Annotated in this window: 26 protein-coding genes; 16 read left to right on the plus strand and 10 right to left on the minus strand. The window is 71.2% G+C overall.

The window, feature by feature from the left end; translation table 11 throughout:
• The first annotated feature begins 25 nt into the window (after positions 1–25).
• From OHB44_RS02650 to OHB44_RS02665, 4 genes are all read left to right on the plus strand, one after another.
• Positions 26–1,903 (plus strand): M14 family metallopeptidase, encoded by a 1,878-nt coding sequence (locus tag OHB44_RS02650; RefSeq protein ID WP_330439530.1) that lies wholly within the window; start codon positions 26–28, stop codon positions 1,901–1,903.
• Between the two features lie 355 nt (positions 1,904–2,258).
• Positions 2,259–3,188, plus strand: coding sequence for an ABC transporter substrate-binding protein (locus OHB44_RS02655; RefSeq protein ID WP_330439531.1), 930 nt, complete (start codon positions 2,259–2,261; stop codon positions 3,186–3,188).
• A gap of 154 nt (positions 3,189–3,342) precedes the next feature.
• The gene (locus OHB44_RS02660; RefSeq protein ID WP_238687154.1) at positions 3,343–4,371 is read left to right on the plus strand and encodes a FecCD family ABC transporter permease; all 1,029 of its coding nucleotides are present in this window, start codon (positions 3,343–3,345) and stop codon (positions 4,369–4,371) included.
• Entirely contained in the window at positions 4,368–5,186 is an 819-nt protein-coding gene (locus OHB44_RS02665) for an ABC transporter ATP-binding protein (RefSeq protein WP_238687150.1), read from the plus strand. Before OHB44_RS02660 ends, OHB44_RS02665 begins: the two co-directional genes overlap by 4 nt.
• A gap of 16 nt (positions 5,187–5,202) precedes the next feature.
• Here the strand turns inward: OHB44_RS02665 and OHB44_RS02670 are convergent, their stop codons facing one another.
• The 5 genes from OHB44_RS02670 to OHB44_RS02690 all read right to left on the minus strand — a co-directional run bounded on the left by OHB44_RS02670 (position 5,203) and on the right by OHB44_RS02690 (position 8,694).
• On the minus strand, positions 5,203–5,967 hold the full coding sequence (locus tag OHB44_RS02670; protein WP_091395664.1) for a VOC family protein: 765 nt from the start codon (positions 5,965–5,967) through the stop codon (positions 5,203–5,205).
• A 94-nt stretch (positions 5,968–6,061) separates the two neighbouring features.
• Positions 6,062–6,799, minus strand: a complete 738-nt coding sequence (locus tag OHB44_RS02675) for an ABC transporter permease (RefSeq protein WP_330439532.1) — start codon at positions 6,797–6,799, stop codon at positions 6,062–6,064.
• A gap of 10 nt (positions 6,800–6,809) precedes the next feature.
• Positions 6,810–7,751, minus strand: coding sequence for an ABC transporter ATP-binding protein (locus OHB44_RS02680; RefSeq protein ID WP_330439533.1), 942 nt, complete (start codon positions 7,749–7,751; stop codon positions 6,810–6,812).
• Positions 7,748–8,059: a transcriptional regulator gene (locus tag OHB44_RS02685; RefSeq protein WP_238687147.1), complete on the minus strand. Its 312-nt coding sequence runs from the start codon at positions 8,057–8,059 to the stop codon at positions 7,748–7,750. Before OHB44_RS02685 ends, OHB44_RS02680 begins: the two co-directional genes overlap by 4 nt.
• Positions 8,056–8,694, minus strand: a complete 639-nt coding sequence (locus OHB44_RS02690; RefSeq protein WP_330439534.1) for a transporter — start codon at positions 8,692–8,694, stop codon at positions 8,056–8,058. Before OHB44_RS02690 ends, OHB44_RS02685 begins: the two co-directional genes overlap by 4 nt.
• Positions 8,695–8,828: 134 nt before the next feature.
• Between OHB44_RS02690 and OHB44_RS02695 the strand changes: the two genes are divergently transcribed.
• Genes OHB44_RS02695 through OHB44_RS02710 form a run of 4 tightly spaced genes read left to right on the plus strand, consistent with a single transcriptional unit; the run spans position 8,829 to position 11,112 of the window.
• Positions 8,829–9,224 (plus strand): type VII secretion target, encoded by a 396-nt coding sequence (locus tag OHB44_RS02695; RefSeq protein ID WP_266303957.1) that lies wholly within the window; start codon positions 8,829–8,831, stop codon positions 9,222–9,224.
• A complete protein-coding gene (locus OHB44_RS02700; protein WP_238687144.1) occupies positions 9,221–10,147 on the plus strand; it encodes a WXG100 family type VII secretion target in 927 nt (308 codons plus the stop codon). Before OHB44_RS02695 ends, OHB44_RS02700 begins: the two co-directional genes overlap by 4 nt.
• A gap of 9 nt (positions 10,148–10,156) precedes the next feature.
• Complete coding sequence (locus tag OHB44_RS02705) at positions 10,157–10,501, plus strand: YbaB/EbfC family nucleoid-associated protein (protein ID WP_330439535.1); 345 nt, start codon at positions 10,157–10,159, stop codon at positions 10,499–10,501.
• Positions 10,501–11,112 carry a hypothetical protein gene (locus OHB44_RS02710; protein WP_330439536.1) on the plus strand — a complete coding sequence of 204 codons (612 nt, stop codon included), beginning with the start codon at positions 10,501–10,503 and terminating at the stop codon, positions 11,110–11,112. Before OHB44_RS02705 ends, OHB44_RS02710 begins: the two co-directional genes overlap by 1 nt.
• Here the strand turns inward: OHB44_RS02710 and OHB44_RS02715 are convergent.
• The 3 genes from OHB44_RS02715 to OHB44_RS02725 form a co-directional block, all read right to left on the minus strand.
• A complete protein-coding gene (locus OHB44_RS02715; protein ID WP_442932682.1) occupies positions 11,101–13,404 on the minus strand; it encodes an AAA family ATPase in 2,304 nt (767 codons plus the stop codon). The two genes, OHB44_RS02710 and OHB44_RS02715, sit on opposite strands and share 12 nt — an antisense overlap.
• A gap of 364 nt (positions 13,405–13,768) precedes the next feature.
• On the minus strand, positions 13,769–14,134 hold the full coding sequence (locus OHB44_RS02720) for a hypothetical protein (protein ID WP_330439538.1): 366 nt from the start codon (positions 14,132–14,134) through the stop codon (positions 13,769–13,771).
• A 276-nt stretch (positions 14,135–14,410) separates the two neighbouring features.
• On the minus strand, positions 14,411–15,661 hold the full coding sequence (locus OHB44_RS02725; protein WP_330439539.1) for an HNH endonuclease signature motif containing protein: 1,251 nt from the start codon (positions 15,659–15,661) through the stop codon (positions 14,411–14,413).
• Between the two features lie 421 nt (positions 15,662–16,082).
• Here OHB44_RS02725 and OHB44_RS02730 point away from each other — a divergent pair, with 421 nt between their 5' ends.
• From OHB44_RS02730 to OHB44_RS02740, 3 genes are all read left to right on the plus strand, one after another.
• Positions 16,083–16,667 carry a winged helix-turn-helix domain-containing protein gene (locus OHB44_RS02730; protein ID WP_238684817.1) on the plus strand — a complete coding sequence of 195 codons (585 nt, stop codon included), beginning with the start codon at positions 16,083–16,085 and terminating at the stop codon, positions 16,665–16,667.
• A gap of 42 nt (positions 16,668–16,709) precedes the next feature.
• Entirely contained in the window at positions 16,710–18,080 is a 1,371-nt protein-coding gene (locus OHB44_RS02735; RefSeq protein ID WP_330439540.1) for an MFS transporter, read from the plus strand.
• A 92-nt stretch (positions 18,081–18,172) separates the two neighbouring features.
• Positions 18,173–19,024, plus strand: a complete 852-nt coding sequence (locus OHB44_RS02740; protein WP_238684815.1) for a menaquinone biosynthetic enzyme MqnA/MqnD family protein — start codon at positions 18,173–18,175, stop codon at positions 19,022–19,024.
• 67 nt (positions 19,025–19,091) lie between these two features.
• Here the strand turns inward: OHB44_RS02740 and OHB44_RS02745 are convergent, their stop codons facing one another.
• Together OHB44_RS02745 and OHB44_RS02750 are read right to left on the minus strand one after the other, a co-directional pair.
• Positions 19,092–20,054 carry a hypothetical protein gene (locus tag OHB44_RS02745; RefSeq protein ID WP_330439541.1) on the minus strand — a complete coding sequence of 321 codons (963 nt, stop codon included), beginning with the start codon at positions 20,052–20,054 and terminating at the stop codon, positions 19,092–19,094.
• Positions 20,054–21,040, minus strand: coding sequence for a hypothetical protein (locus OHB44_RS02750; protein ID WP_330439542.1), 987 nt, complete (start codon positions 21,038–21,040; stop codon positions 20,054–20,056). The genes OHB44_RS02745 and OHB44_RS02750 overlap by 1 nt, the downstream gene beginning before the upstream one ends.
• 371 nt (positions 21,041–21,411) lie before the next feature.
• Between OHB44_RS02750 and paaA the strand changes: the two genes are divergently transcribed.
• The 5 genes from paaA to paaE are packed head-to-tail and all read left to right on the plus strand — an operon-like array spanning position 21,412 to position 25,198.
• Positions 21,412–22,488, plus strand: coding sequence for a 1,2-phenylacetyl-CoA epoxidase subunit PaaA (gene paaA / locus OHB44_RS02755; RefSeq protein WP_330439543.1), 1,077 nt, complete (start codon positions 21,412–21,414; stop codon positions 22,486–22,488).
• 32 nt (positions 22,489–22,520) lie between these two features.
• On the plus strand, positions 22,521–22,805 hold the full coding sequence (gene paaB / locus OHB44_RS02760; RefSeq protein WP_238679931.1) for a 1,2-phenylacetyl-CoA epoxidase subunit PaaB: 285 nt from the start codon (positions 22,521–22,523) through the stop codon (positions 22,803–22,805).
• A gap of 43 nt (positions 22,806–22,848) precedes the next feature.
• Positions 22,849–23,574: a 1,2-phenylacetyl-CoA epoxidase subunit PaaC gene (paaC, locus tag OHB44_RS02765; protein ID WP_238684811.1), complete on the plus strand. Its 726-nt coding sequence runs from the start codon at positions 22,849–22,851 to the stop codon at positions 23,572–23,574.
• Positions 23,575–23,579: 5 nt separating this feature from the next.
• On the plus strand, positions 23,580–24,092 hold the full coding sequence (gene paaD, locus OHB44_RS02770; RefSeq protein ID WP_330439544.1) for a 1,2-phenylacetyl-CoA epoxidase subunit PaaD: 513 nt from the start codon (positions 23,580–23,582) through the stop codon (positions 24,090–24,092).
• Positions 24,089–25,198 (plus strand): 1,2-phenylacetyl-CoA epoxidase subunit PaaE, encoded by a 1,110-nt coding sequence (gene paaE / locus OHB44_RS02775; RefSeq protein ID WP_266303949.1) that lies wholly within the window; start codon positions 24,089–24,091, stop codon positions 25,196–25,198. Before paaD ends, paaE begins: the two co-directional genes overlap by 4 nt.
• Positions 25,199–25,273 lie beyond the last annotated feature (75 nt).

Below are 25,273 nucleotides of genomic sequence, written 5' to 3' on the forward strand. Positions count from 1 at the left end.
CTCCCGCCCATCGAGGAGGTAGTCCATGGCCCTCCGCACGCCCATCCCCCTCCGCCGTGTCCTGGTGCTCGCTGTCGTCACCGGGCTGGGCATCGTCACAGTCGCCGCCGGCCCGGTCGGCGCCCGACCGGCACCGGACCGCACCGCTGAGCAGGCCGCCGCCGGCTACCGGGTGCTCGGGCCCCGGACCCTCGACGACCGCAACGCGGTGGCCCGCACCGGAGCCGCCATCGACTACTCCGAACACGGCGTGCTGCACATCTCGGCCACCGCGAGCGAGGCCGCCGCGATCGGCAAGCTCGGCTTCCGGCTGGAACCGCTCGCCCCGCCACCCAACGCCGAGCGCGGCGCCGGCGAGTTCGGCGCGCTGGCCTTCCCGCCGGCCGACTCGAACTACCACGACTACGCGGAACTGACCGCCGTCGTGAACCAGGTAGTCGCCGACCACCCGGCGATCGCCCGCAAGATCAGCATCGGTTCGTCGTACGAGGGCCGCGACCTGATGGCGGTGAAGATCTCCGACAACGTCGGCACCGACGAGAACGAGCCGGAGATCCTGTTCAACTCCCAGCAGCACGCCCGTGAGCACCTGACCGTCGAGATGGCGATCTACCTGCTCAACCTCTTCACCGACAACTACGGCAGCGACTCCCGGATCACCAACATCGTCAACGGCCGGGAACTCTGGATCGTGCCGACTGTCAACCCCGACGGCAGCGAGTACGACATCGCCACCGGGTCGTACCGGTCCTGGCGCAAGAACCGGCAGCCCAACAGCGGCTCGTCCAACGTCGGCACCGACCTCAACCGCAACTGGTCCTACAACTGGGGATGCTGCGGCGGCTCGTCCGGCAGCACCTCGTCGGAGACCTACCGGGGGCCGTCGGCGTTCTCCGCGCCGGAGACGCAGGCGCTGCGCACCTTCGTCAACGGCCGGGTCGTCGGCGGGGTGCAGCAGATCAAGGCCAACATCGACTTCCACACGTACTCGCAGTTGGTGCTCTGGCCGTACGGCTACACCACAGCGAACACCGCGACCGGGATGAACGCCGACCAGTACAGCACCTTCGCCACCATCGGTCAGCAGATGGCGGCCACCAACGGCTACACCCCGGAACAGTCCAGCGACCTCTACATCACCGACGGCGACAGCATCGACTGGATGTGGGCCACCCACAACATCTGGGCGTACACGTTCGAGATGTACCCGGGCTCGTCCGGTGGCGGCGGCTTCTACCCGCCCGACGAGGTGATCCCGGCGCAGACCTCGCGCAACCGGGAGGCGGTGCTGATCCTCAGCGAGTACGCCGACTGCCCGTACCGGGCCATTGGCAAGCAGGCGCAGTACTGCGGCGGGGGTGGCGGCACCACTGTCTGGTCGGACACCTTCGAGACCGCCACCGGCTGGACCATCAACCCGGGCGGCACCGACACCGCCACCGTCGGCGCGTTCGAGCGGGGCGCCGCCCAGGCGACCACGTCCTCCGGGGCCAAGCAGCTCACCCCGTACGCCGGGTCCAACGACCTGGTCACCGGCCGGCTCGCCGGCTCGGCGGCCGGTGACTACGACCTCGACGGCGGCGTGACCAGCGCCCGGTCACCGGCGGTGACCCTGCCGTCGTCCGGCACCCTGACCCTCTCGCTCGCCTGGTACCTGGCGCACGGCTCGAACGCCTCGTCGGCGGACTACCTGCGGGTGAGCGTGGTACACAACGGCGGCACCACAGCGCTGCTCACCCAGGCCGGCGCGGCCAGCAACCGTAACGGGAGCTGGGCGGTCGCCAACCTCAACCTCACCCCGTACGCCGGCCAGTCGGTCCGCGTGCTCGTCGAGGCGGCGGACGCTTCCGGAGCCAGCCTGGTGGAGGCGGCTGTGGACAACGTCACCATCACGTCCTCCTGATCGGGTGGGGCCCCGTCCCGCCCCGGCGGGGCCCCACCACCCGTTCCCGAGCCTCTGAATCCGGGACGAATCCCTCAGTGCGTGACGGGTCACCGATCGTGCCGGATCGATCAATCCTTGATCGATCCGGCACGTCCTGGCGGTGCGCTACCGTCTTAGCGACCAGTCCGCAGCGAAGCCGGTGCTCATCCCGGCGCTGTCCCGCAACTGTGATGCCCCACCGGTCGGTGGGGACGAGCCAGGTCGCCTGCGGACCGGTCGCGAAACGCGCTCTCGAGGAAGGGCGCCTCGTGGGCGGGCGTACGGAAGTCCCTGTCGGCGAAGCACCACACTCCTCGACCGACAGGAGGCCCCCATGTTCAGACGTACCCCTCGGCTCTTCGCGGCGACCCTCGCGGTCACCGCGCTCGCCCTCGGCGCCTGCGCCGAGAAGGCCGACGACCAGCCGAGCGCCGGCACTGCGGCCGCCGCCTACCCGGTCACCGTGGGCGCGCTCACCCTCGACAAGCGCCCCGAGAAGATCGTCGTGCTGTCGCCCACCGCCACCGAGATGCTCTTCGCGATCGGCGCCGGCCCGCAGGTGACAGCCGTCGACGACCAGTCGAACTACCCGGCCGACGTGCCGAAGACCGACCTCTCCGCCTTCCAGCCGAACGCCGAGGCGATCGCCGGTAAGAACCCTGATCTGGTGGTGCTCTCCGACGACCGCAACAAGATCGTCGAACAGCTCGGCAAGCTGAAGATTCCGGTGTACCAGACCCCGGCGGCGGTCACGCTCGACGACTCGTACCGGCAGATCACCGAGCTGGGCACGCTGACCGGGCACGCCGACCAGGCCACCGACGTCGCCACCCGGATGAAGGACGACATCGCCAAGCTGGTCAAGGACCTGCCTCAGCGCGCCGAGAAGCTCACCTACTTCCACGAGCTGGGCCCGGAGCTGTACAGCGCAACCAGCAAGACCTTCATCGGCTCGCTCTACAGCCAGGCCGGCCTGACCAACATCGCCGACCCGGCCGACGCGGACGGTAAGAACTTCGGCTACCCGCAGCTGTCCCAGGAGTTCATCGTCAAGGCCGACCCGGACTTCGTCTTCCTGGCCGATGCCAAGTGCTGCCAGCAGAGCGCCGACACGGTCAAGGCGCGCAGTGGCTGGACGGGCCTCACCGCGGTGAAGAACAACCAGGTGGTCGCCCTCGACGATGACGTCGCCTCCCGCTGGGGCCCACGAGTCGTGGACCTGCTCCGGGTCATCATCGACGCGGTCGCCAAGGTGCCCGCGTGACCGTCGTCCGTCGGTGACCGGGCCGCGACAGGTGTCCGATCCGGCACCAACCGGTCGGCCGGCCGAGCCGCCGCCGTCGTCCTCGCCGGCCGAGCCACGTTCCGTGGCCCGGCCGGCCGGGCTGCCGTCTGGAGCCCGGCCGGCCGGGCTGCGCATGCGGTGGCTGGTCGCGGGGTTGGTCGCGGTGCTCGTCGCGCTCGTCGTCGGGGTGTCGCTCGGCCCGGTGAGCCTGCCCCCGGGCAGCGTCGCCGCCGAGTTGCTCAACCTGTTTCCCGGGGTGCACCTCGACAGCGGGCTGACCGAGCGTGAGATCGCGATCGTCACCGAGCTGCGCCTGCCTCGGGTGGTGCTGGGCCTGCTCGTCGGCGGTCTGCTCGCCCTCGCTGGTGGTTGCTACCAGGGCGTGTTCCGCAACCCGCTGGCCGACCCGTACCTGCTCGGTGTGGCCGCCGGCGCCGGCCTCGCGGTCACCGCGGCGATCGCCCTCGGCGGCGCCGGCCGGCAGGGCACGCTCTCCGGTCTGCCGATGACCATTCCGCTGGCCGCGTTCGCCGGTTCGCTGCTCGCCGTCACGATGACCTACGTGCTCGGCGCGGCCGGTGGGCGACGCGGGTCACCGGCCATGCTGATCCTGGCCGGGGTGGCGGTCTCCGCGTTCCTCTCCGCCGGGCAGACGTACCTCCTGCAACGACACGCCGACAGCATCCAGCCGGTCTACTCCTGGTTGCTCGGCCGGCTGGCCACCGCCGGATGGCACGACGTGCTGCTGGTGCTGCCGTACGCCGCGCTGACCACTGTGGTGGTGCTGCTGCACCGCCGTGAGCTGGACGTCCTCGCGGTCGGCGACGACGAGGCGAGGAGTCTGGGCCTGCACCCGCAGCGCACCCGATACCTGTTGATCGCCGCCGCCTCGCTGGGCACCGCGGCGGCGGTCTCCGCGACCGGCCTGATCGGCTTCGTCGGCATCATCGTGCCGCACACCGTCCGGCTGCTCGCCGGGTCCAGCTACCGGGTGATCCTGCCGATGTCACTGCTGTTCGGCGGCGCGTTCCTGGCCCTGACCGACGTGGTGGCCCGCACCGTCGCCGCTCCGTCCGAGCTGCCGATCGGAGTGGTGACGGCCCTGCTGGGCGGCCCGTTCTTCGTCCTCGTGCTGCGGACCGCCCGGCGAGTGCTCACGTGAGCCGCGAACCCGCCAGCCGCGAGCCCGCCGCCGGTGCGCCTGCCGTCGAGGTGCGCGGGCTGCACGTCGCCCTCGGTGGCACGCCGATCCTGACCGGCGTCGACCTCACCGTCGCCGTCGGCGAGTGGGTCACGGTGATCGGCCCGAACGGCGCCGGCAAATCCACCCTGTTGCGCGCCGTCGGCGGCCTGCTGCCCGCGCCGAAGGCGATCACTCTCTTCGGTACGCCGAGTGCCGCGCTGCGCCGTCGGGACCGCGCCCGGATAGTGGCCACTGTGGCGCAGTCCCCGGTGGTGCCGCCCGGCATGTCGGTGCTGGACTACGTGCTGCTCGGCCGCACCCCGTACATCCCGACCCTGGGCCGGGAGTCGACAGCCGACGTCGACGCCGTGCACGAGGTGCTGGGGCGGTTGGACCTCGCCGGCTTCCACCATCGCGAACTGGCCACCCTCTCCGGCGGCGAACGGCAGCGGGTGTTCCTCGCCCGCGCGCTCGCCCAGGGCGCGACGCTGCTGCTGCTCGACGAGCCGACCAGCGCGCTCGACATCGGCCACCAGCAGGACGTGCTCGAAGTCGTCGACCAGCTACGCCGCGAGCACGGCCTGACCGTCCTGGCCACGATGCACGACCTCTCCCTGGCCGGTGAGTACGCCGACCGGATGGTGATGCTCGCCGCCGGTCAGGTGGTGGCCGCCGGGACTCCGTCCGAGGTGCTGACCGAGGAGCTGCTCGCCACCCACTACCGGGCCAGCGTCCGGGTGGTCCCCGGCGCCCACGGCCCGCTGGTGGTCCCCGTCCGCCCCACCCGCCCCTGAGCACGCAGGCGCTGGGTCAGGGGCCCAGGTCGATGACGGAGAAGAGGGCGCCCTGGGGGTCGCGCAGGGCGGCGAAGCGGCCCGCCGGGATGTCGCGGGGCGGGACCAGGATCGTTCCGCCCAGCTCGGCGGCGCGGGCCGCGGCGGCGTCCGCGTCGGCCACCGCGAAGTACACAGTCCAGTACGCGGGCAGGTCGGCCGGGAAGTCGTCGGCCAGCGGCGGCATCATCCCGGCGACGATCTGCGTCCCGAGCCGCCACCCGGTGTACGTCATCGCGCCCACCGCCTGGTCGTCGGGCTGCCAGCCGAACACCAGCTCGTAGAAGACCTTCGCGCCTTCGGGATCGGGGGTGACCAGCTCGTTCCAGCTCATCGCGCCCGGCACGTTGAACACCTCGGCACCGGCCATGGCCAGCGGCTGCCAGACGCTGAACGTGGCGCCGGCCGGGTCGGCGAAGACCGCCATCCAGCCCCTGTCGAAGACCTCGAACGGGGGCACGACGACCTGCCCGCCGGCCCGTTCGACCCGGCCGGCGACCAGTTCGGCGTCGTCGGTGGCGAGGTACGTCGACCAGATCGGAATCTGGTCCGGTATCGCGGGCGGGCCTGCGCCGGCCACCGGCTTACCGTCGAGCAGGAAGACCGTGTAGCCGCCCGCCTCGGGCTCCGGGGTGACCTGACCGGTCCACCCGAACAGCTCCGGGTAGAAACGCCGCGCGTCGGTCAGGTCCGGGGTGGCCAGGTCGGCCCAGCAGGGCGTACCCGGCGGGACGGTGCTCACGTCAAGACCCCTCTCGGCCCGGGCGGCCACGGCGGCCCCCTGCCGGAATCCTGGCACCGTCCCGCCGCGGCCCGGGGCGGAAACGGACGAATCGTCAGCTGAACCGGCGACCCTCGTCCCGCCGGTACGCCCAGCCGGCGAGCGCGGCGAGCAGCACCACCCAGACACCGAGCATGATCACTGCCAGCGGCTCCACGTCGTAGTCGGTCGCCGCCGCCCACATCAGTTCGGCAGCGCCCCGGGTGGGCAGGTACGGCGCGATCGTCTCGATGAACCCGGGCGCGTCGCCCGGCGCGGAGAGCAGGCCGCCGCCGAAGGCCAGCGGCAGGAAGAGCACCTGTGCCACCACGATCGCCGCCTTGCTCGGCAGCGAGTAGCCGATGGCGAGCCCCATCAGCGTGAACGGCACCGAGATGACGGCCACGGTGCCGAGGGCCAGCAGGAACGCCGCCGGGGTGACCTGGGCCGCGGTCAGCGTCGCGCCGATCACCACAACCGGGATCAGCGAGAGGTAGGTCAGCGCCAGGCCGGCCAGCACCCGGCCGGCGAACCGCGGGACCGGCCCCGCCGGCAGGGTCCGGGTGTACGGGTTCCAGGGCTGGTCGCGGTCCTCGGCGACACCGACGCCGTACTGGAAGATGTTGGCGCTCATCACCGAGAAGGTGACCATCGACGCGGTGGCGTAGGTGGCGCCGACCGGATCGTCACCGGCGAACGGCACCACGAAGAAGATCATGGCGGCGGCCGGAAAGAAGGCGCTGCCGAAGACGGCCACCGGGATCCGGATGATCTCCAGGAGTTGGTAGCGGGCGTGGACCAGGGCGAGCTGCACTGTCGCCTCCTCAGACTGTGGTGGGTCGGCCGCCGGCAGCGGCGGTGGTGGGTCGGCCGGTGCCGGCGGGCACGTCGCCGCTGGTCGCCTCTCCGCTGGTGATGGCGAGGAACGCCTCCTCCAGCGAGGTCGGCCGTACCTCCAGGTCGGTGAACGGGGTCTGGGTCGTGACCAGCGCTCGGACCAGCTCGTCGGCGTCGGTGGTGAGCAGGTGCAGCCGACCGTCGACCCGTTCGGTGCGAACCACCCCGGGCAGGTCGGGCAGGTTGTCGGCGACCAGGCTGACCCGGCGTACGCCCACGATGCCGCGCACCGCGTCCACTGTGTCGTCGGCGAGCACCCGGCCCTGCCCGATGACCACCACCCGGTGGGCGAGCGCCTCCACTTCCTCCAGGTAGTGGCTGCTCAACAGCGCTGTGCCGCCGTCGTCGTGGAATGCCCGAATCGCCTCCCACAGGGTGTGCCGGGCGGCCACGTCCAGGCCCGTGGTCGGCTCGTCGAGCAGCACCAGCCGGGGCCGGCCGACGAACGCCAACGCCACCGCCAACCGGCGCCGTTGCCCGCCGGAGAGCCCACCGGTCTGCCGCCGGGCCAGGTCGGCGAGACCGAAGCGGTCGAGCAGTTCGGCCCGGGGCACCGGGTCGGGGTAGTGCGCGGAGACGAAGTCGACGACCTCGCCGACGCGCAGCGTGCCGGGCAGGCCGGTCTCCTGCGGGGTGACCCCGATCTGCCGCCGGCTCGCCGGGTCGCGGGGGTCGCCACCGAACAGTTCGACCCGCCCGGAGCTGGGGCGGCGCAGACCCACCAGCAGGTTCATCAGGGTGCTCTTGCCGGCGCCGTTCGGCCCGAGCAGGCCGACCAGCTCACCGGCCCGGACTTCCAGGTCGACACGGTCGAGGGCGAGAACGTCGCCGTACCGGCGGCTGGCCTGGTCGGCGCGGGCGAGGGTCATGGCTGCTCCTTCGACGGGGCGGGGTCGAGCAGGGCGCGTATCGCTTCGGTGTACTCCTCGAACGCCAGCCGGCCTCGCCGGCTGAGCCGGACCAGGGTCGCCGGGGTGCGTCCACGATGGGTCTTGTTGATCTCCACGTAGCCGGCGTCCTCGAGTTTGCGCAGGTGCACAGAGAGGTTGCCGGCGGTCATCGCGAGCAGCTCCTGTAGCCGGGGGAACGCGATCCTGTCGCCCTCGCCGAGGGCGGAGAGGCTGGCGACCACCCGCAGCCGGGCCTGCGCGTGGATGACCGGATCCAGCTCGGTCACGGCAGCTGTCGCTGTCGCCGCCGGGCGAGCGCGCCGGCCACCAGGATCCCGCCACTGCCCGCCACCGCCATGACCAGCGCGTGCCAGCCCGGTCCGGCGAACGCGCCGAGCAGATTGATCACGCTGATCCAGACGCCGAGGCGGAACAGATCCCGGTCCAGCCAGATCGCCCCGCCCGCCATCTGCAGCGCGCCGATCAGCCCGACCGAGGTGGTCGACCAGAGCAGCGCCGCCAGATCGTGCGGCAGGTGCCCGCTGATCCGGCCGAGCCCGGCGTAGACGCCCAGCGAACCCAGGCCCCAGGCGTACCCGTACCAGCGGCCACGCTGGGCGGAGTCGCCGCTCACCTGGTCGTAGGCGCGCTCCCTGGCCGTCGCCTGCACTGCGGCAGCGGCCAGCAGCAGTACGAAGAGGACGGTCAGCGGCAGCCAGCTGGGCAGTGCAACCAGAGCCCGGTCACCAGGGGTGAACCGGAGGAAGAACAGCCCGAAGCCGATCAGCCAGGCGACACCCCACGGCCAGTAGAGCAGGCGGGCGTCGGGATCGAGTCGGCGTGCCGTCGCCGACCGTTGGTCCTGGATCAGCCGGAGCGCCGCCGCCGCGTCAGTGGGTGGTGAATCGTCGTCGGGGTTCACGCAAACTACTTTAAGACACAAAGTCGAGACGGGTGACCCCGTCATCACCGATGGGACCCCCGATTACGGCGAGCAATGCCTATGGTGGTCAGTCGTGGCGACTGATTCGCCGCACAGGCCATAGGGGAGGGTCCGTGTCAAGCCCGAGCAATGAGCTGGAGGTCCAGCCGGAGGCTCTGACGGCGTTCGCCGCCGGGTCCAAGGATCGGGCGGCCCGTTTCCGCGAGCTGCACCGCGCCTTCGGCGACGGGCACGTGCCCCGGCACGCCTTCGGGGTGATGCCGGCGTCGTTCAACCTCGCGGCGACGTACGCCGAGCAGTTCGAGGCGTGCCTGCAAGGGCTTGCCGACGGCGCCGAGATGATGGCGGACATCGCCGAGGGGCTCACCGACACCGCCGCCGCCTACACCGGCACCGACGCGGCCAACACCGACCTGTTCGTGCCCGGCCGTCCACCCGCTCCCGACGTCATCGCGCCCGGCCCCTGGTCGGGTGGCGCCAGCGCTCCGAACGGTTCGGTGCCGGCGTGAGCACCGAGGCGTTGCAGCGCAACAAGACCTACTTCGAGCAGATCGTCTCGGGCACTCCCGAACCCTTCAAGCCGCTCTCCAACGCGGTGCTCTGGCCGTTCGAGCAGCTCCTGGAGCTGGTCGCTGGCGAACCGGACGACCTGATGCGGGCCGCACAGCTCTGCCTGGACACCGGCGCGGCGGTACGGGAGATCGCCGGTGACCAGATCGCCGACCGGGCCCGGTTGCGCGGTGCCTGGACGGGCGACGCCGCCGAGGGCTTCCATGCCTCGATGGAGTCGGTGGAGGCGGCGATCGAGGAGCTGGCCCAGGGGCTCGACGGCACCAAGGACGTGCTGGTCGAGGCGGCGAACGCGGCGGTGGACGCGTTCAACCTGCTGGTCGAGCTGATCCTCGAGTTCCTGCTCTGGTTCCTCACCGAGGTGATCATCGCGGCGGTGGCCGCGGCGCTGAGCGCCGGCGTCTCGTTGGCCGCCACAGTGGTCCGGGTGCTGGCCCGGCTGGCCACCACAGTGGGTCGGATGGTCAAGATCGTCGCCCGGTTCGCCGAGGTGCTCACCCGCCTCGCCGCCCGGCTGGGCAAGGTCGCCGGGCAGCTCCGCAAGTACGCCGACACAGTCATGGAGCTCAAGCAGCGGAAGAAGCAGTACAAGCTGCTCAGCAAGGGCGGCTGGACGCCCGAGGGGCGTGCCTTCCAGGTCGAGAAGTTCAAGACCCTCTTTCCGGGCAAGTTCGTCATCAACCAGGTCTCGCCGGTCAACATCCCCGGTTTCGGCGGCGCTCTGCTGGACACCGGCGTGGGCCTGCACGACATCTCCGACGGGCAGAAGGACCGCAACTACCTGGTGGACGGCACGTACAGCGAGGACCTGGGCCCGTACACAGTGGGTGTGCAGAATGTCTTCGACTCCATCGTGAACTGAGAGGCAGCCATGACCTTCCCCGCCCTGGACCGCATCGAGGCGCTGGCTCGCAACCTGGACGGATGGCAGCGGCAACTCGCCGACCGGATGGCGGAGCTGGAGCAGACCAGCGCCGAGGGCGTCAGCGACTCCGGCCTGGTGCGAGTCACCGCCGCGGCCGACGGCAAGATCGTTTATACGGAGTTGAACGCGCGGGCGATGCGTCTGGACTCCTACAGCCTGGCCGAGGAGTTCACCGCAGCCGCGAACCGGGCGCAGGAGGCCGCAGCGGCCCTGGTCCGGGAGTTGGTCGGCGAGGTCATCGGCGACCCAGGCGCCGGTCCGCGCCGATCCGCCGACCACGAGGGGCGCTGATGACGGCCGACGAGAGTCAGGCACGGTACGTCGAGGGGATCACCCGACTGCTCGCGGCCGGGGAGCAGGTGCGCGCGGTGGCCCAGGTGCGAGTCGGCAGCGGGCTGACCCCGGCGCCGCCCCCGCAGCCGTCGACGCCACCCGCCACGGGTGGGCCGGGCTTCCTGGGTGTCCTGCTCAACGTGCTGTCACCGAACATCACCTTCGGTCGGGCGGACAACGCCGTCGACTGGCTCTTCTTCGGTGTCGGAGGTCGAGGCGAGCCAGATTCCCAGGCGTCCGTGCTGCACCATGCGGTGACCGTGGCGACGAAGGGCTCCGGCCTGCGAACCCTCGTGCTGGGGGTCACCGACCAGCGGCTGCTGCTCGGCGCGACAGCACCCGTCGGGCTGCTCTCCAACTCGGCGGCGGACGAACGGGCCCAAGCCGACATCGAACTGCTCGGGTCCGTCCCGCGCACGGCTGTCACCGCCCGGTTCGGCAGGTACCGGCTGAACTGGAAGCGACTGCGGATCGACTTCGCCGATGGGTCGTGGCTGTCGTTCCACGTGTCGCTGGCCGACTCCGGCCGCCCGCTGCGGGAGGTCGCGGCCGCCCTGTCAGCCGGCTGACCCGCCGACGAGCGGTGCGGGCAGCGGCGCAACGTGCAGCACCGCCAGCCGGGACACCGCCCGGGTGAGCACCACGTACAACCGGTGCAGCCCGCGCGGCTCGGCCGCGACGATCGCGGCCGGCTCGACCACCACCACATGGTCGTACTCCAGGCCCTTGACCAGCGTCGCCGGCACCACTGTGACCCGCTCCGCGGCCGCCACGTCGTCGGCGGTCGCGGTCTCGACACCGGCCTCGGCCAGCGCCGCGCGCAGGCCGTCGACCGCGTCGTCGGCGGCGATCACACCGACCGAGCCGTCGTGTGCGAGCGCCGCGCGCACCTCGGCCACCGTTGCCGACGTCAGGTCGGTCACCGTACGCACGTCCAGGCCGCCGTCGTGGCGCAGCGACTCGGCCGGCGGTACGTCAACCGCGAGCGCCGGGAGCAGCAGGTTCGCGAATGCGACGACTGCGGCGGGCACCCGGAAACCGACTGTCAACGGGACCACCACCGCGTCCGGCTTGCCCAGATGGGCGAGGGATTCCCTCCAGTCCGTCGCCGCCCACGGCGCGGTGCCCTGGGCGAGGTCACCGAGGAGCGTGACCGAGCCGTGCTCGCTGCGCCGAGCGATGGCCCGACACTGCATCGGGGAGAGGTCCTGCGCTTCGTCCACCACCACGTGCCCGAACCCGGAGAGCCGTTCCAGCAGCCCGGTCGCCTCGTCGATAAGCACCGCGTCGGCAGCGGTCCACCGGGTCGCCTTCGGCGTGCGGGCCGGCTTCGTCCAGCGGAGTTGGGTCTGCTCGGCGTCGCTGAGCAGGCCGTCCGCCGCGGCGGCGAGCCGGTCCGGGTCGGAGAACAGGCCGTGCACCAGCCCTTCCGGGGTGAGCGCCGGCCAGACCGCGTCCAGGAAATCGAGTACCGGCCGGCAGCGGCTCATCCGGCGCAGCCAGGCATCGCTTGGCGACTCCGCACGCCGCGCCTCGGCCTGCCGTTGCAGCAGGCTCACCACCCGCGCCTGGACACGTTCCCGACCCGTGCCGTACGGCAGCCCCTCCCGGCGGGTCTCCTCGACGATCCGGTGCAACGGCTCCACCCCGATCCGCCAGCGGAACGAGCCGTCCGACACGGTGATCGACTCGGTCGGGCTGCCGATCTGCCCCTGCACCGCGCGCCGTAGCACGCTCGCCATCCGTACGTCGTGTTTGAGCGCGGCCACCGCCGGCGCCTCGACCGCCCGAACCGCCACCCGGGAGATCAACTCCTCCACCGTGGCCTGCTCGACCTCGACCTCACCGAGCGCCGGCAGCACCGCCGCGATGTACGACAGGAACGCCCGGTTCGGCCCGACGATCAGCACACCCGCCCGCCGCAACCGCTCCCGATGCAAGTAGAGCAGGTACGCGGCCCGGTGCAGACCCACAGCCGTCTTCCCCGTACCCGGCGCGCCCTGCACACAGATCGAGTCGGCGAGGTCAGCCCGAACCAGTTCGTCCTGCTCCGGCTGGATCGTGGCGACGATGTCCCGCATCGGCCCGACGCGTGGCCGCTCGATCTCGGCGGTGAGGATCCGACTGGTCGTACCGAGTTCTTCGCCTCGATCCAGCCGCTCATCCTCGAAGCTGGTCAGAACGCCGTTGCTGAACCCGAACCGCCGCCGAACCGCGACCCCCTGCGGATCCCGCACACTGGCCCGGTAGAACGAACGGGAGACAGGGGCCCGCCAGTCCAGCACCAACGGCTCACCACGCTCATCGGTGACATGCCGCCGCCCCACGTGATACCGCCGACCGTGATGATCACCGCTGGTGTCGGGGTCGGTCGGGTCGTTGGCGGGCCTGCCGGTGCCGCTGTTGGTGGGCCTGCGGTTGGTGCTCCCGCTGTTGGTGGTGCTGTTGTCCGTGGCGCTGCCGTAGTCCGTGGTGGTGCTGTTGTCCGTGGCGCTGCCGTAGTCCGTGGTGGTGCTGTTGTCCGTGGCGCTGCCGTAGTCCGTGGTGGTGCTGTTGTCCGTGGCGCTGCCGTAGTCCGTGGTGGTGCTGTTGTCCGTGGCGCTGCCGTAGTCCGTGGTGGTGCTGTTGTCCGTGGCGCTGCCGTTGTCCGTGGCGCTGCCGTTGGTGGTGCCGTTGTCCGTGGTGCTGCTGTTGTTTGTGGCGCCGGCGAAGTCGAGGCGGCCGAAGAAGAGCGGAGTGGTCGGGTCGTCGGCCAGCTCGGCGACCCGGCGGGCCAGGGTGCGGCCGAGCGTCTCGGCCGCGTACGCATCGCCGGCCACCTGGTCACCGGTGGCGAAGAGAGACTCGGCCCGCTCCCGCATCCGACCCAGCGCGGCCCGCGAGGTGGTGAGGTGTTCGCGTTCGGCGGCCAGGTCCGCGTCGAGGTCGGTGTCGGTGTCGGTGTCGGTGTCGGTGTCGAGCTGGGTGTCGAGGTCCAGTGCGGGCATGCTGACGTCCCATCGTTCACATCTGCTGCGCGCTCGCGTGTCCGGGGGCGGATGGCCGCCCGCCCGGCGCGAAGACGTCCGTTCCGGTGCAGCTCACCTCGGCCGTCAAGCGGGCTGCAACCCTACGCTCCCCAACCCGACGTATCCAGCGAATTACCGACGCGACCACCCGTCCGAGACGGCGTGTTGCCGGTCGAGTGTCGCTGGGCGATCGCGCACCCCGCCGTGCCGTGCTGTCTCACGCCGCGACCCGCGCGACGCCGGTGATCCACTCGACTTTCAGGAAGTCGCGGTGTCTGGGCCGGTGCGACAACCCGGTTTTCAGGAAGCCGAGTCGATCACCGGAGGACACGGCTGAGGCGGCAGGGACAGCAGGCTTGTCGAGGTCGAGGTCGAGGTCGAGGTCGAGGTCGAGGTCGGGGTCGGGGCCGCGGTCGCGGTCGCGATGACGGTGGCGACCGCGGTGTCGACCGCGGTGGCAGGCAAGGCGCGGTGCTGAGGTGGCGGTGGTGAGGCCGTGACGGTGGCAAGGCGGCGGTGGCAAGGCGCGGTGGTGAGGCGGCGGTGGTGAGGCCGTGGCGGTGGCGACCGCGGTGGCAGGCAAGGCGCGGTGCTGAGGTGGCGGTGGTGAGGCCCTGGCGGTGGCAAGGCGGTGGCGGTGGCGGTGGCGCGGTGCCGAGGTGGCGGTGGTGAGGCCGTGACGGTGGCAAGGCGGCGGTGGCAAGGCGCGGTGCTGGGGCGGCGGTGGTGAGGCCGTGGCGGTGGCGACCGCGGTGGCGGTGGCAAGGCGGTCGCGGCGGCAAGGCGCGGTGACGGTGGCGACTGCGGTAACGGCCGTCGCAAGATGTGGGCGCGGGCGGCGCCGGCGTGGTTGCCGGAATCAGCAGCGCAGGTGGTAGAGGTTGCGACGCGGGGTGCGCTGTGGGTCCAGCCAAGTGGGCGGGAGGAATTCAGGTCGACCGTCCGCCGCGAGACGGACCGTCCAGTCGCCGCGGTGGATGAACCGGTGATGGTAGCCACAGAGCAGCACCGCATTGCCCAGCGCCGTCACCCCGCCGTCGGCCCAATGTCGGATGTGGTGACCGTCGCACCATCTCGGCGGCCGATCACAACCAGGAAAGGCGCAACCGCCGTCCCGCAGGACCAGCGCGCGCCGCAACGGGCCGGTGAATAGCCTGCGCTGCCGGCCGACGTCCAGGACCTGACTGTTGCCGCCCAGCACGACCGGCAGCACGCCCGCATCGCAGGCCAGGCGGCGGACCGCACCGGGGGTGAGGCGCGTGCCGGTCTCCAGTGTTCCTGCGCGTACGCCGTTGACTAGTTCCTCCAGCGAAACGCTCACCACCAGCTGAGGACGGTCACCGCCGTTGTCGGGCAGCTGACCGGTACGTAACGCCAGTCGGCAGATCTCGCCCAACGCGTCGGCGCGGCGCTGACCAGGACTGCGGTCATCCTGCTCACCGGCTGGGGCGCAGAGCGGGTCGATCGCCTCGCGTAGCAGGCTCGCGGTTTCGGTGTCGAGGTTGCCGCTGAGGCGTACCTGGCCGTTCCGTTGCTCGGAGAGCGTGACGTGCCGGCGGGCCTCGGCTCGCTCGGTGGCCCGCTCCAGTGCCTTCAACTCAGCCTGGTCGGCCAATTCCGGGGCGACGTGCGCGAGGACGCGCTCGCCGAGCCGGCTCAGGCTTGTCGGATCGAAACGGTCGGCCCAGGTGACCAGTAGTTGGGTGGCCTTGTCCGCCACCTCGGGACCGGCCTCGACCGGGAGGGCGGCGATCGTCTCGGCCACCACCCGACCCTGCTCGACGGTGATGGCGCCGCCGAGCAGCGCGTCGCGCACCGCTGGCGGGGCGGCGTCGATGACGGCGGCGAGCTGGACCAGTTGGCGCGCGCTGCGACCGGAGAGCCGGAGCCGTTCCCGAAGCCAGACAGCGGTGGACGAGGCGCCCTGGGTGACCGCCAGCCCACGACCGTCCAACTCGCGGACCAGACCGAGCTGAACGGCGGCCAACCGCTGCGCCAACACGTGAGTCGCGTCGAGAGAAGCAAGCAACTCGTCATCGGAGAGCGCCCAGAGCGCGGTCTCGGCGCAGTCGTCAACTGCCCCATCCACCTGCGCCAACGCCTCCACCATAAAAGCAGAATAGAACTGGTGTACGACAACTTGGAGTCGCCCTGATCGATGAGCCAACTAAATGTCGTCGATCATCGTGATGTGCCCGCTTGTCCGGCCGCCAAGCCGCGCCGCGAAGCCGCGCCGCGAAGCCGCGCCGCGAAGCCGCGCCGCGAAGCCGCGCCGCGAAGCCGCGCCGCCGAACCGCCGTGCCGCGAAGCCGCCTCGCCCCGCCGCGCTCACGCCACGCCACGCCAGGCCAAGCCACGCCAAGCCACGGCGACGCCAGGCACGCTCGCCTATTCAGGCCACCCCGCCAAGCCGTGCCCGCCGTCAAATCCGCCTGCTCGCGGCCGAAGGCAAAGGCGTGGCCGACGCGCGGTGGTCCGAGCGGGGCGCGGGGGTGATGGCAGGTTGGCGGGGCTGCCGGGATCATGGGTGTATGACCGAGGCCCGCTCCGATTCGCGCCGGATGACGATCAGCGACCCCCAGGTGATGCGGGCGATGGCCCATCCGGCCCGGATCGCGATCATGGAGTACCTGAACAGTCGCAAGAGTGGTGGGACCGCCACCGAGTGTGCCGAGATCGTCGGGTTGTCGCCGAGCGCAACCAGTTACCACCTTCGGGCGCTGGCGAAGTTCGGCCTGGTCGAGCAGGCGCCGAGCCGGGGGGACGCGCGCGAGCGGCTGTGGCGCGTGCCGAGTGTGAGTGTGCTGGTCGAGGCGGGTCGGGATGCCGGGCCTGAGGCGCGCGCGGCCGAGCAGGCGCTGGTGGAGGCGCATGCGGTCCGGGCCATGGAGCGGACCCGGGACTGGTTGCGGCGCGCCGGGGACGAGCCCGCCGAGTGGTACGAGACGGCCCTGTTCACCGACACGCTGTTGCTGCTCACCGCCGAGGAGTTGGCCGAGTTGAACGAGGCGGTGCTGGCGCTGCTCAGGCCGTATCACCCGCGGCGGAGGCAGGGGGACCCGCCGCCGGGGGCGCGCACTGTCGCTGTGCAGTACCGGACGGTGCCGCTGGCATAGCCAGGCTTGCATGAATCAGTTGTGAAGCATTATTTTCGAAGTATGTCCTTCACACCTGACGAATCGCGCTGGTCGGATGTCTGGCTCGCCGCTGCCGCCCGGGGCACCACCATCTGCGGTGACTTCCTCGCCGCGACCGCGCTGGCGCTGGCCCTACAGGGCGCTGGCGCAGGTGGGCTGGCCGTATCGGGGCTGCTGCTGGCCGCCACGCTGCCTCTGGTGGTGTTCGCCCCCCTCGCGGGCCGACTCGCCGACCGGATAGACAGCCGTACCTTGCTGGTGACAATCGGGTTCGGGCAGGCCGCGATCTGCGCGCTCCTCGCCGTCGTCGAACAGCCGGTCCTGGTGGTCGGGCTCGTCGCCCTGTTGGCCTGCGGGCTCGCGGTGACGCAACCCTGCCTGGCGGCGCTGCTGCCGGCGATGGTCCGCCCGGCTGACCTGCCCCGAGCCAGCGCGATCAGTCAGAACGCCGTCTCGCTCGGTGCGCTCGGCGGCCCGGTACTGGCCGGCCTGCTGGTGGGGCAGTTCGGCACCCGCGTACCGCTGCTTCTCGATGCCGCGACCTACCTGGCGCTCGTGGTCGCGGGCCTGCTGCTGCGGACCCGCCGCGGCGGCCGCCGGCCCGCCGTGGGCAGCGAGGCCGCCGTTGCCGGCCCGGCAGCCGTGGGCAGCGAGGCCGCCGTTGCCGGCCCGGCAGCCGTGAGCAGCGAGGCCGTCTCGGGCAACCAGGCCGTCTCGGGCGGCGGGGCACCCCCCGGGGGTACGGAGGTCGGCTGGCGGCTGCGTCGTGACCCGCTGATGCTCGTCATGGTGGTGACCACCGCCGTCGTGATCGCGGCGATCGGCGGTATCAACGTGATCGAGGTCTTCTTCATCCGGGAGACGCTGGGGGATTCGGCGACCACATACGGCCTGGTCAGTGCCGCATGGATGGCCGGCATGCTGCCGGGGAGCTGGCTTGCCGTACGACTCGCCAGGCGGCTCGACGACGACGGTGCGTTGGTACGGGGGGTGCTGGCGACTCTGGCCGTGTGCAGCCTGATGGTGTTGCTCGCGGCGACGGTGCCGGCGGCGGTTGTGCTGGTGCCGCTCTGGCTGGTGGGGGGCGCGGCCAACGGCGGCGAAAACGTCTTCGCCAACCTGCTCACCGCTCGGCGGGTGCCGGAGGCGATGCGCGCTCGGGCGTACGCCAGCTACGGCGCGGCGGTGCAGGGTGGTTCGATGGTGGGCTTCCTGATCGGCGGGGCGTTGCTCGCGGTCGTTCCGCCTCGGCCGCTGATCGCCGGCGTCGGTGTGGTGGGGCTGCTGGTGGTGCTGGCCTTCGTGCCGGTCGTGACCCGGGCGGTACGACGGTCGTCGCTGACCGACCTACCGGTAGACGACCGGCAGGCAGCCGCGCACGCAGGCAGTTAGGCCAGCCGGCGAGCAGCCCGGTCAAGTGCGGGGTTGGCCACTCCGGGCCGGCCCGCCGAGCCGGAGCCAGCGGCCGGGGATACGGTCGGGCCATGGCTGAGCGCATCGCACGCCCGCGGGTCGGGCACATCCAGTTCCTGAACTGCCTGCCGATCTACTGGGGTCTGATGCGCTCCGGTGCCCTGCTCGACGTGGACCTGCACAAGGACTCGCCGGACCGGTTGAGCGCGGCGCTGGTCGCCGGCGACCTCGACATCGGCCCGATCACCCTGTTGGAGTATCTGAAGCACGCCGACGAGCTGCTGCTCCTGCCGGACCTGGCGGTGGGCAGCGACGGGCCGGTGCTCTCGGTCAACATGGTCTCCACCCGGCCGCTCGCCGAGCTGGACGGCGCCCGGGTGGCGCTCGGCTCGACCTCGCGGACCGGGGTCATGCTGGCTCAGCTGCTGCTCGCCGAGCAGTACAACGTGCGGCCCGAGTACTTCCGCTGCCCGCCGGACCTGACCCAGATGCTGCTGGAGGCCGACGCCGCCGTGCTGATCGGGGACGTGGCGCTGCGGGCGTACTACGAGGCGCCGCGGAAGGGCCTCACCGTCACCGACCTCGGGCAGGCGTGGCGGGAGTGGACCGGGCTGCCGATGGTCTTCGCCGTCTGGGCGGTCCGCCGCGACTTCGCCGCCGCCCACCCGGGCCTGGTGAAGGAGGTGCACGAGGCCTTCCTGCGCTCGCGCGATCTCTGCCTGGCGGAGTTGGACCAGGTCGCCGAGGCGGCTGCCCGCTGGGAGACCTTCGACGCGGAGACGCTTGCCACGTACTTCCGGACCCTCGACTTCTCCCTCGGCGAGCGGCAGGTCGCCGGGCTGCGCGAGTGGGCCCGACGGGCCGCCGCCATCGGCGAGGCCCCGGCGCTGCCGGACGGCGGCCCGGAGTTCTTCGCCGGCTGACCGCTGCCGGCCGGGCCGGCAAAGCGCCGGCCGGGCTGGCGCATGCCTAGGCGTCAGCCCGAGGGGCTCAGGTGCCGGGGCGAAGTAGTGCCTCGGTGATCTTCTCGCAGTTCTTCATGCCGTAGTCGTAGCCCATGTTGATCGGGTACTTGACCATCACACCCATCGTCCAGGTGTCACCGATGGCCAGGCAGTTGATGTGCATCTCCTGCTCCCTGGTCCGATCGATCCACCCGTTCTTGATGGCGATCTTCTTCTGCTCGGAGGCCGGGAAGGCCTTGCGGATACCGAAGTCGCCGGCACCGCGAACCAGTTTCATCTCGTTGAGCAGCCACTTGGTCCACTTCGGCCCCGCGGCGGTGCCGGTGGCGATGCAGTTGCCCATCCGGGCGGTGTCCCGGGGGGAGAGCGCCGTCCGGCTCCAACCCTTGTCGGGGGCGACGCTGCTGTCGGTCAGTTTGCACATGGAGATGAGCCGCTTGATCGAGGCGTCCCGGTCGACCTGGTTGTAGAACTGTTCGGCACGGGTGTTGTCGCTGTCCCGGATGATCCGTGTCGCGTCGGCGAGCTTGGCGTCGCTCGGGGTCTGGCCGGCGTCGGCCGCGCGCCGCAGGTAGTCGGCGACGATCCAGGCCTTGATCAGCGAGGCGGTCGTGCTGGTCTCGCCCATGTTCTTCGAACCGATGATCTTTCCGGTCCGGCGGTCGAGGACGCTCCAGGAGTACCAGCCCTCGATGTCCAGATTGAGGTCCTTGGCCACGAAGGGCAGCGGCTCCAGCGACGGACTGGGGCTCGGCGACGGCGAGGACGGCTTGCGGGCGCTGCGATCGGTGCCGGCGCCGGTGGGTCGGTCGCTCGTGCCGGAACCGGAATCGCCCCACTTGGCCGCGGCGGACGACTCGAACGGCGACCCGGGCAGCAGCCGCAGCGACACCAGCACCAGCCCGATCAGGATGACCGCGATGGCGATCAGCCGGATCGGGGAGGCCTCGCCGCCGTTGCGCCGGTCGACCCGACGGTTGCCTGCCATCAGAGCTTTCCGACCGGCTGCTGCGGCACCTTGAGCGCGGCGCCCGGCTGCGGGGTGACCAGTTGGGTGGCCACGCTGGCGCAGACCTTCGCGCCGTAGTCCAGACCGGTCCTGATCGGGTAGCGCAGCATCACCGCGAGACTCCACTTGCCGGTGACGGCGAGGCAGTTGACGTGCCAGTTGCCGTCGCCGTAGATGGGGGTCCAGCCGTTCTTGATGCTGACCGGCCCCTGAGCGGTGATCGACTTGGGTAGACCGTCGATGATCCCCCAGCGGCCACCACCGGACGAGGCCCGCTGGTCCTTGGCCGCCGTGGTGCCCTTGACCTTGCTCATCTGGTCCAACACCCACTTGGTCCATTTCTGGCCGGCGGCCTTACCGTCGGCGATGCAGTCGCCGACCCGGGCCGCATCACGGGGGGACATCCGCGTGAAGCTCCAGTAGCCGGTGTACGGCTTGACGTTGCCACGCTTGGTGTCGGTCAGCCCGCAGATCTTGATCGCTCGTTGGATCACCGCGTCGGGGACGCTGCTCGACGAGGGCTTGTAGGAGCCGCCCGCGGCGGCGTGGACCTTGTTGGCCGCTCCGTCGTTGCTGTCGACGATGGCGAGTCGAGCCAGCTCCTTCATCGCTGCGGGCGGCTCCTTGTCGCCGAGCTGCCGCAGGTAGTCGGAGACGATCCACGCCTTGATCATCGACTCGGTGGAGCTGGTCGCCGTCATGTTCGGCGACCCGGAGATCTTGCCCGTCTTCCGGTCCAGCAGAGCCCACGAGAAGAACTGACCCTTGAAACTCACCGACACCGGGCCGGCGGCCAGGGTGGGCGGCGGTGGTGGGGTGGGCGCGGGCGCGGCGACGCTCGACGTACCTCCGCCACCTCCGCCGCTGTCGTCGCTGGCGAGCCGGGCGTACGCGGTGGGGACCAGTAGGACGCCGCCGAGCACGACCGCCGTGATGGCGAGCACCAGGGTCACGCGAGATCGCATGAGTGGGTGAACTCCAGGTGTCAGGGCCGGGGGGACCGGCTTGTCGTCGGGACGAATCGGGTGCGATCGCCGAGGCCGGGGGAGGTGGCCTCTGTGGAGATGTCGATGTCGGCAGCCGATCGGTTGTCCGGCAGAAGTCTACGGCCGGACCGGCAGACCGCCAGGGTTCGACACTAGGCAACCTGCGATAAAGGCGGGATCTGGGGCCGGTATGAGGTTTTTGCAGGGATTCACCTTTGTTTCGTGGCCTAGGTCACGGCGAGACGGCGGTGTCCAAGTAGCGCAAAGCGCTCATCCGCTCACAGATGGGATGCGCGGATTCCTGTTACACCCCCTGGTGCAACGTGGCGCAAGCTGTAACACTTAGCCTCATGTATGGCAACGACTTCTCCGCTCCTGACGGCGCCACCGACGAGGCGCCCGGCGGCCTGCTGGGCGAGGTCGAGGCCGCCGAGGCCGAACTGCGGGCAGCGGCGGCGCGCGGACGGCGCGGCGGGCCCGCGCCGGACGAGGACCTGGCGGCGTACTTCGCCGAGGTCGTCGGCGCCGAGCAGAAGATCGAGCCCCGCGACTGGATGCCCGACGCGTACCGGCGGACGCTGATCCGGCAGATCGCCCAGCACGCCCACTCCGAGATCATCGGCATGCAGCCGGAGGGCAACTGGATCAGTCGGGCGCCGTCGCTCAAGCGCAAGGCGATCCTGCTGGCCAAGGTGCAGGACGAGGCGGGTCACGGCCTCTACCTCTACGCCGCCGCCGAAACCCTCGGCATCAGCCGCGACGAGCTGGTCCAACTGCTGCTCGACGGCCGCCAGAAGTACAGCTCGATCTTCAACTACCCGACTCTGAGCTGGGCCGACGTGGGTGCCGTCGGGTGGTTGGTGGACGGCGCGGCGATCGTCAACCAGGTCCCGCTCTGCCGCTGCTCGTACGGCCCGTACGCCCGCGCGATGATCCGGGTCTGCAAGGAGGAGTCGTTCCACCAGCGGCAGGGCTACGAGATCCTGCACACCCTGGCGCACGGCACCCCCGGGCAGCAGGCGATGGCCCAGGACGCGGTGGACCGTTGGTGGTACCCGTCGCTGGCCATGTTCGGCCCGCCGGACGGCGACTCCACGCACTCCGCCCAGTCGATGGCCTGGAAGATCAAGCGCTTCTCGAACGACGATCTGCGCCAACGCTTCGTCGACATGTGCGTCCAGCAGGCCGAGATCCTCGGGCTGCGCATCCCCGACGCGGGCCTGCGCTGGAACGACGAGCGGCAGGCGTACGACTACACCCAGCCGGACTACGACGAGCTGATGCGGGTGATCTCGGGCGACGGGCCGTGCAACCGGGAGCGGATGGCCCACCGCCGGGCCGCGCACGCCGACGGCACCTGGGTACGCGAGGCCGCCGCGGCATACGCCGCGAAGCGGGCGGGACAGAAGGAGACGGTGGCCGCGTGAGCGAGCGTCGCGAGCAAGCCGAACAACCTGGCATGACGAGTCATTCGCCTTTGTGGGAGGTCTTCGTGCGGGCCCGGCGCGGGCTGTCGCACACGCACGTCGGCAGCCTGCACGCCCCCGACGCCGAGCTTGCCCTGCGCAACGCCCGCGACCTCTACACCCGCCGCCAGGAGGGCGTGTCGATCTGGGTGGTGCCGGCCGGCGCGATCACCGCGTCCAGCCCGGACGAGAAGGACTCCTTCTTCGACCCGGCCGCCGACAAGGTCTACCGCCATCCCACCTTCTACGAGGTGCCGGACGGGGTGGCCCACCTGTGAGCGAGCGGAGCGAGCGAACCAACCAGCGCAGCGAGGTGACGGCGTGAACGGGCCCTTCGACTTCACCCTCGCGCTCGCTGACGACGCGCTGATCGCGGCCCAGCGGCTGGCCGAGTGGACCACCCGCGCGCCGGAGATGGAAGAGGACATCGCGCTGGCCAACATCGCCCTCGACCAGCTCGGCGCGGCGCGCCTGCTGCTGTCGTACGCGGGCGAGCTGGAGGGCGCCGGCCGCGACGAGGACGCGCTGGCGTACCTGCGCGACGACCGCGAGTTCCGCAACGCGCTACTGGTCGAGCTGCCCAACGACGACTTCGCGGTGACGATGGCGAAGCTGTTCTTCCTGGCGGCGTACCAACTGCCGTTGTACACGGCGCTGGCCGGCTGCGCGGACGAGCGGTTGGCCGCGATCGGCGCGAAGGCGCGCAAGGAGTCGGCGTACCACCTGGACCACGGCGCGCTGTGGGTGAAGCGGCTCGGTGACGGCACCGAGGAGTCGCATCGTCGGATGCAGGCGGCCGTCGACCAGGTGTGGCCGTACACCCACGAGTTGTTCGCCGCGGACCCGGCGGCGCCGGTCGACCCGGCCACAGTGCGGCCGGCGTTCGACGAGGTCGTCGGCCCGGTGCTGGCCGAGGCGACGCTCACCCAGCCGGACAGCGCCTGGGCCCCCGCCGGTGGGCGGGCCGGTGTGCACACCGAGCACCTGGCCTACCTGCTCGCCGAGATGCAGGTGCTGCACCGCGCCCACCCAGGAGCGACGTGGTGAGCGCGATGAGCGCGAGCCCCGCAATCGCGAACCGCGCCGCCACGGCGAGCGCACGGGAGGCCGCCGCGAGCGTCGTGGACCCGGAGATCCGGGTCGTCACCATCGACGAGCTGGGCATCCTGCGGGCGGTCGAGGAGGACCCGGCCAGTGGTCGGGTCACCGTCACCATCACCCCGACCTACACCGGCTGCCCGGCGATGGACGTGATCCGGGCCGACATCCGCCGCGCGCTCGCCGTCGCCGGCCACCCGGACGCGCAGGTCCAGACCGTCTACAGCCCACCATGGAGCACCGACTGGATCTCCGAGCGTGGGCGGGCCAAGCTCGCCGCCGCCGGGATCGCCCCGCCGGCCCCGGTGCGCACCGCCGGCGTCGTCTCGCTGACGCTCGCGGTCCGCTGCCCGCAGTGCGGTTCACCGGAGACCGAGCAGGTCAGCCGGTTCGGTTCCACAGCGTGCAAGGCGTTGTGGCGGTGCCGTTCCTGCTCCGAACCCTTCGACCACCTGAAGGCGCTGTGACTGTCACCATCACCCGCCCGGTTCGCCGCCGGCCGGTCTTCCACCCGTTGTCCGTCGCCGCCGTCGACCGGCTCACCGAGGACTCCGTGGCGGTGACCTTCGCCGTACCCGAGGAACTGCGGGAAACCTTCGCGTTCCGCGCCGGCCAGCACCTCACAGTGCGGCGAGCCGCGGAGGACGGCACTGACGTGCGCCGGTCGTACTCGATCTGCTCCACCCCCGACGACCTGGCCCGGCACGGCCGGTTGCGGATCGGGGTACGGGAGATCCCCGGCGGTGCCTTCTCGGCCTTCGCCTGCGGGGCGCTGCGCGGTGGCGACACCGTCGAGGTGCTGCCGCCGCTGGGCACCTTCACCACGGCGTTCGCGCCGGACCGCGCGCGGCACTACGGCGCGGTTGTCGCCGGCTCCGGCATCACCCCGGTGCTCGGGCTGGTCGCGACCGCCCTGGCCGTCGAGCCGGCCAGCACTTTCACAGTGGTGTACGGCAACCGCACGGCGAACACCGTGATGTTCGCCGAGGAGTTGGCCGACCTGAAGGACCGTTACCCCACCCGGCTGCACCTGGTGCACGTCCTCTCCCGGGAACAGGGCGAGTCGCCGCTTCTCTCCGGTCGGATCGACGCCGAGCGGCTGGGCCGGTTGCTGGGCACCATCGTGCCGGGCGACCTGATCGAGGAGTGGTTCCTGTGCGGCCCGTACGGCATGGTGGTCGACGTCCGGGATGTGCTGACCGCACGCGGGCTGCCCGAGTCGGCGGTGCGTACCGAGCTGTTCCACGTCGACACGCCACCGGAGCCGGTGCGCCGACCCGTCGATCAGGTGGGCGCCGGGGCCGAGGTGACCATCGTGCTGGACGGCCGGTCGTCGAGCTTCACCATGGGTCGCGAGGAACGGGTGTTGGACGCCGCGCTGAAGGTGCGGGGTGAGCTGCCGTACGCCTGCAAGGGTGGCGTCTGCTCGACCTGCAAGGCGAAGGTCGTCGACGGCGCGGTCACGATGGCCCGCAACTACGCGCTGGAGCCCGACGAACTGGCCGCTGGCTACGTGCTGACCTGCCAGTCCAGCCCGACCACCGACAAGCTCACCGTCGACTACGACGCATGACGACGCCGAACGCCACTGCCTTTCCGCGATCTTGCAGTTTCGGTCGCCGATATGCACGGAATGCCCCGTGTGTCG

The organism is Micromonospora sp. NBC_00821 (assembly GCF_036347035.1).
Classification (GTDB): Bacteria; Actinomycetota; Actinomycetes; order Mycobacteriales; family Micromonosporaceae; genus Micromonospora; species Micromonospora hortensis.

What these genes read in the sequence shown, in the direction of transcription:
- OHB44_RS02650 (WP_330439530.1), top strand. Translation starts at nt 26, where the DNA reads ATGGCCCTCCGCACGCCCATCCCCCTCCGCCGTGTCCTGGTGCTCGCT.
- OHB44_RS02655 (WP_330439531.1), top strand. Translation starts at nt 2,259, where the DNA reads ATGTTCAGACGTACCCCTCGGCTCTTCGCGGCGACCCTCGCGGTCACC.
- OHB44_RS02660 (WP_238687154.1), top strand. Translation starts at nt 3,343, where the DNA reads ATGCGGTGGCTGGTCGCGGGGTTGGTCGCGGTGCTCGTCGCGCTCGTC.
- OHB44_RS02680 (WP_330439533.1), bottom strand. Translation starts at nt 7,751, where the DNA reads ATGACCCTCGCCCGCGCCGACCAGGCCAGCCGCCGGTACGGCGACGTT.
- OHB44_RS02705 (WP_330439535.1), top strand. Translation starts at nt 10,157, where the DNA reads ATGACCTTCCCCGCCCTGGACCGCATCGAGGCGCTGGCTCGCAACCTG.
- OHB44_RS02710 (WP_330439536.1), top strand. Translation starts at nt 10,501, where the DNA reads ATGACGGCCGACGAGAGTCAGGCACGGTACGTCGAGGGGATCACCCGA.
- OHB44_RS02715 (WP_442932682.1), bottom strand. Translation starts at nt 13,404, where the DNA reads ATGCGGGAGCGGGCCGAGTCTCTCTTCGCCACCGGTGACCAGGTGGCC.
- OHB44_RS02725 (WP_330439539.1), bottom strand. Translation starts at nt 15,661, where the DNA reads ATGGTGGAGGCGTTGGCGCAGGTGGATGGGGCAGTTGACGACTGCGCC.
- OHB44_RS02730 (WP_238684817.1), top strand. Translation starts at nt 16,083, where the DNA reads ATGACCGAGGCCCGCTCCGATTCGCGCCGGATGACGATCAGCGACCCC.
- OHB44_RS02735 (WP_330439540.1), top strand. Translation starts at nt 16,710, where the DNA reads ATGTCCTTCACACCTGACGAATCGCGCTGGTCGGATGTCTGGCTCGCC.
- OHB44_RS02740 (WP_238684815.1), top strand. Translation starts at nt 18,173, where the DNA reads ATGGCTGAGCGCATCGCACGCCCGCGGGTCGGGCACATCCAGTTCCTG.
- OHB44_RS02745 (WP_330439541.1), bottom strand. Translation starts at nt 20,054, where the DNA reads ATGGCAGGCAACCGTCGGGTCGACCGGCGCAACGGCGGCGAGGCCTCC.
- OHB44_RS02750 (WP_330439542.1), bottom strand. Translation starts at nt 21,040, where the DNA reads ATGCGATCTCGCGTGACCCTGGTGCTCGCCATCACGGCGGTCGTGCTC.
- paaA (WP_330439543.1), top strand. Translation starts at nt 21,412, where the DNA reads ATGTATGGCAACGACTTCTCCGCTCCTGACGGCGCCACCGACGAGGCG.
- paaB (WP_238679931.1), top strand. Translation starts at nt 22,521, where the DNA reads ATGACGAGTCATTCGCCTTTGTGGGAGGTCTTCGTGCGGGCCCGGCGC.
- paaD (WP_330439544.1), top strand. Translation starts at nt 23,580, where the DNA reads ATGAGCGCGAGCCCCGCAATCGCGAACCGCGCCGCCACGGCGAGCGCA.